Annotated in this window: 5 protein-coding genes; 1 reads left to right on the forward strand and 4 read right to left on the reverse strand. The window is 64.1% G+C overall.

Going from position 1 to position 3,881, the window contains the following annotated elements:
• A partial coding sequence (locus BLX41_RS33795; protein ID WP_185073700.1) for a dihydrodipicolinate synthase family protein occupies positions 1–583 on the forward strand: 583 nt, incomplete at its 5' end.
• A gap of 69 nt (positions 584–652) precedes the next feature.
• On the opposite strand, the gene BLX41_RS20385 is transcribed toward BLX41_RS33795, so the two are convergent.
• The 4 genes from BLX41_RS20385 to BLX41_RS20400 all read right to left on the reverse strand — a co-directional run bounded on the left by BLX41_RS20385 (position 653) and on the right by BLX41_RS20400 (position 3,861).
• A complete protein-coding gene (locus tag BLX41_RS20385) occupies positions 653–1,186 on the reverse strand; it encodes a hypothetical protein (RefSeq protein ID WP_123726339.1) in 534 nt (177 codons plus the stop codon).
• Positions 1,186–1,830: a hypothetical protein gene (locus BLX41_RS20390; RefSeq protein WP_123726340.1), complete on the reverse strand. Its 645-nt coding sequence runs from the start codon at positions 1,828–1,830 to the stop codon at positions 1,186–1,188. Before BLX41_RS20390 ends, BLX41_RS20385 begins: the two co-directional genes overlap by 1 nt.
• Before the next feature lie 262 nt (positions 1,831–2,092).
• Entirely contained in the window at positions 2,093–2,431 is a 339-nt protein-coding gene (locus BLX41_RS20395) for a YegP family protein (protein ID WP_123726341.1), read from the reverse strand.
• 77 nt (positions 2,432–2,508) lie between these two features.
• Positions 2,509–3,861: an LLM class flavin-dependent oxidoreductase gene (locus tag BLX41_RS20400; RefSeq protein ID WP_185073702.1), complete on the reverse strand. Its 1,353-nt coding sequence runs from the start codon at positions 3,859–3,861 to the stop codon at positions 2,509–2,511.
• Between the last annotated feature and the right edge of the window lie 20 nt (positions 3,862–3,881).

Raw genomic sequence — 3,881 nt, forward strand, 5'->3', positions numbered from 1 at the left:
CGACGTGGTCATGGTGCTGCCGGCCTCCTACTGGAAGCTCAGCGAAGCCGAGATCCTCGCCCACTACCAGGCCATCGGCGCCAGCATCGGCGTGCCGATCATGCTCTACAACAACCCGGCCACCAGCGGCACCGACATGTCGGTGGAGCTGATCCTGAAGATTTTCCACACCGTGGAGAACGTCACCCTGGTCAAGGAAAGCACCGGCGACATCCAGCGCATGCACAAGCTGCAACTGCTGGGCGAAGGCCAGGTGCCGTTCTACAACGGCTGCAACCCCCTGGCCCTGGAAGCCTTCGCGGCCGGTGCCCGCGGCTGGTGCACGGCGGCGGCGAACCTGATCCCCCAACTCAATCTCGACCTGTACCAGGCCGTACTGGACCATGACCTGCAACGGGCCCGGGAGCTGTTCTACCGTCAGTTGCCGCTGCTGGACTTCATCCTCAAGGGCGGCTTGCCGGCCACGGTCAAGGCCGGGCTGGAACTGGCCGGACTGAACGCCGGCGAACCACGCCGGCCGGTGTTTGCCCTGAACGCGGGCGGTCGCCAACAGTTGCAGACGCTGCTGCATACCCTGGGTTGAATCCCTGACAAAAAAGCCCAGGCGGCTGACACCGTCCGGGCTTTGGCATGGGCCACGTTCAACGGGCGCTCAGTGGCTGTTCAGCGCCACCGGGGCCTTGGCCTTGAACAGCGGGTCCTGCAGCATCTGCGCGATGAAGTCGTCGGTGATGCGCTGCACATGCTGGTATTGGCCACCGTCGAGATTGGCCCAGCCGCGCCAGGACCGGGTCTGATTGCTGACCCGATACTTGGCCAGCGGCTGGTCACCACGGCTGACATGGAACATCACCTGACTGTCCCAGGTGGCCCGGGCCGGTACGATAAAAAAGGTCATCGCGCTGAGCAGCCCCATGGGAATGTTCTGCCAGCCAAAGTAATCACTGTTCGCCATCACGATCACGTTGTAGCCATCGGCACTGAACCCCGTCTGCACCTGCTCGAAGGTGCCGCGACGACGCAGTTCGTCACGGATCAGGCCACCGGGGATGGGCCCGATCACACTGACGCTGATGGCCGGCAACCTCTGCTGATAATCCACCTCGGCCGGCTTGAGACTATGGCTGGTCTGGCAACCGCCAAGCCCCAGCATCAACACCAGCAACAACCACAAACCACTGCGCATTACAGATCCCCCGACAGCATGGCCTTGAGCATTGACGCCTTGGGTCCCTGCTCCTTGACGATCAGCGACGTGACGTCTTCCATCTTCTGCAAATCGACCCGCTGCAGGCTCGGCACCTGCGGGTACTTGGCGCGCACCAGAGCGGCGTCGCGCTCCAGATGGTCACTGTACAGAAACACGCACTTGGCCCCCGCCGCCGACAGGCAGCCGGCGCGGAAATCACCGACGTAATAGGCCTTGCCGGCTTCCAGTTCCAGGGGGATGGAGAAGTCTTCGCGGCTCCAGGAAGTGGCGTTGCCGCGGTCAAAGTGCAGGTTGTAGATCTCGTAGCGCCCGGGTTTGAGCGGCATCACGAACAGGCTGCCGATGCCGTGCCAGGTCTCGCGCACATCCCGTGGGGTGCGACCGTAGACCTGGTTGTACAAGCGCGCCGAAGCGAATCCCTCACCGCCCCGTGGGCGGATCAGCAACATCTGTTCGTGGGCGGTGTGCACCGCCTTCGGCCAGATGCCCACCACGCCCACCACGTAGGCCACCCCGGACTGTGAGTCGGGGCGCATACTCTCGGCGATTTTCGTGGAGGACAGGCTGTAGCAACCGCTCAGCGCCAGCAACGCGGCGAGTAATACGAGAGGGCGAATCATGAGGTCGCAGATCCCTTGGACAATGATCGATAACGTCAACCAGTGCGCCAGGTATGCCGACCGCCCGGTGACGGGCGCGGAGGATAATGCAAGTGATGGCACTTCGCCATAGCTCTGTCGCCAATCGGCTGGCGTCCGCCAGGGGCTCGAACCAAAGCTCGCCGCCATCGCGGGCGACGAGCTTCAGCCCGGCAGAGGGCGGCGCAGCCATGCGGCCTCGACCCTGTTCAGGCTGAGCAGCCGAGGCTTTGCCGAACCGGTTCTAAGCGGAGGTCAGGTCCTTGATGTTGTGGCTCGGACCGTTGGCCTTGACGCTGGCGATGCCCTTGTCCCGGGCCGCCTCCGATGAATAGGTTTCACTGTTGCCAATGATCTGGTGATTGGCCGCCTTCAGCGTGAAATAGGGTTTGCCGTCCTTGGCGCTCTTGCGCTCGTAGCGCTCCTCCAGGGGGCTGTTGGTCTGCACCGAGGCAATGCCGTTTTCGGCGGCGGCGCGAGTGGTGTATTGCTCGCTGGTGAGAATGGTCTCGGCGTTGGCCGCCTTGAGCACGAAACGAAACTGGCCGTTGCTGCTTTTCTTCAACTCATACCATCCGGACATGCTGTTGTTCCTTGCGTTGATTGATGGGCGTTGATCGATGGGCGTTGCGCCTTGAGAGTAAAGACTCTTTCAGCGATTCAGTCATTGCCCCGATGACTGAAAAATCGGTTTTCCACTCGTGCAAGCCCCAGGTGTTCGCGCAGGGTGTGCCCCGTGTAGCGCTGGCGAAACAGACCCCGGCGTTGCAGCTGCGGGGTGATCAATTGCACGAAATCCTCGATGGCTCCCGGTAAATGGGTGAACAGCACATTGAAGCCATCGGCGGCGTACTCCTCGTACCAGGTCGCCAGTTCATCAACGATCTGCCCTGGCGTCCCCACCAGTACCTTGTGTCCGCTGGCGGACAGGCTGCGCAGCAATTGCGCCAGGGTCGGCCGCTCCCGGCGGACCAGCTCCACCACCAGTTGCCGACGGCTCTTGTGGCGCTCGGTGGACGCCGCATCCGCCAACAGCGGCACTGGGGCATCCAGGGGCAGTGTCGACAGGTCGATGCCCAGGTCCAGCAAGTAAGACAGCGCCCTGAGCTGGGCCTCCGGATCCTGCAGCTCCTGCAACTGCTGGTACTTCTCCTCGGCCTCGTTGAGGGTCCGGCCAACCGTCGGCGCAATCCCCGGGAAGATCTTCAACTGCCGGGCATGGCGCCCGTAATGGGGAAGGCGTTCCTTGAGCCCGACGTAGAAATCCTTGGCCTGTTGCAGGTCGGTCTGGGCGGTGAACACCAGTTCGGCACAGCGGGCCGCCAGCTCGCAGCCCGGGCCCGAGGACCCGGCCTGGGCGATCACCGGCCAGCCCTGCAGCGGACGCGGCGCATTCAACGGCCCCTGCACCTGGAAGTGCCGGCCACGGTGCTCCAGCAGGTGCATCCTGTGCGGCTGCAACCACTGGCCGCTGGCCTTGTCCCGGGGGAAGGCGTCATCGGCCCAGCTGTCCCACAGGCCGCTGACCACCGTGAAAAACTCCTCGGCCCGGGCGTAACGTTCGGCATGGCTGGGGGGCTCGGGGTGATTGAAGTTCTCTGCGCCGATCAACCCTGTCACCAGGTTCCAACCGGCACGCCCCTCACTCAGGTGGTCCAGGGACGCGAACTTGCGCGCCAGGTTGTAGGGCTCGTTATAGGTGGTGCTGGCGGTAGCGATCAGGCCGATATGCCGGGTCACCACCGCCAGCGCCGGCAGCAGGGTCAAGGGGTCCCAGCGCAAGCTGTAGGAACTGCGGGCCAGCACCCGGGGATCGAGGTCCCCCACGGCCACGTTGTCATTGAGAAACAGCGCGTCGAAACAGCCCCGCTCCAGGGTCTGGGCGTAGTGTCGGTAGCGCTGGAAGTTCAACGAGGCATCGGCATCCGCCCGGGGATGGCGCCAACTGCCGCCGTGGGCGCCGGAGCCGGAGAGAAAGGCCCCCAGCCCCATCTGCCCGCCGCGCTCAGCCATGACCGGCGCCCTCCTCGGCC

Source organism: Pseudomonas protegens (genome assembly GCF_003732485.1).
Classification (GTDB): domain Bacteria; phylum Pseudomonadota; class Gammaproteobacteria; order Pseudomonadales; family Pseudomonadaceae; genus Aquipseudomonas; species Aquipseudomonas protegens_B.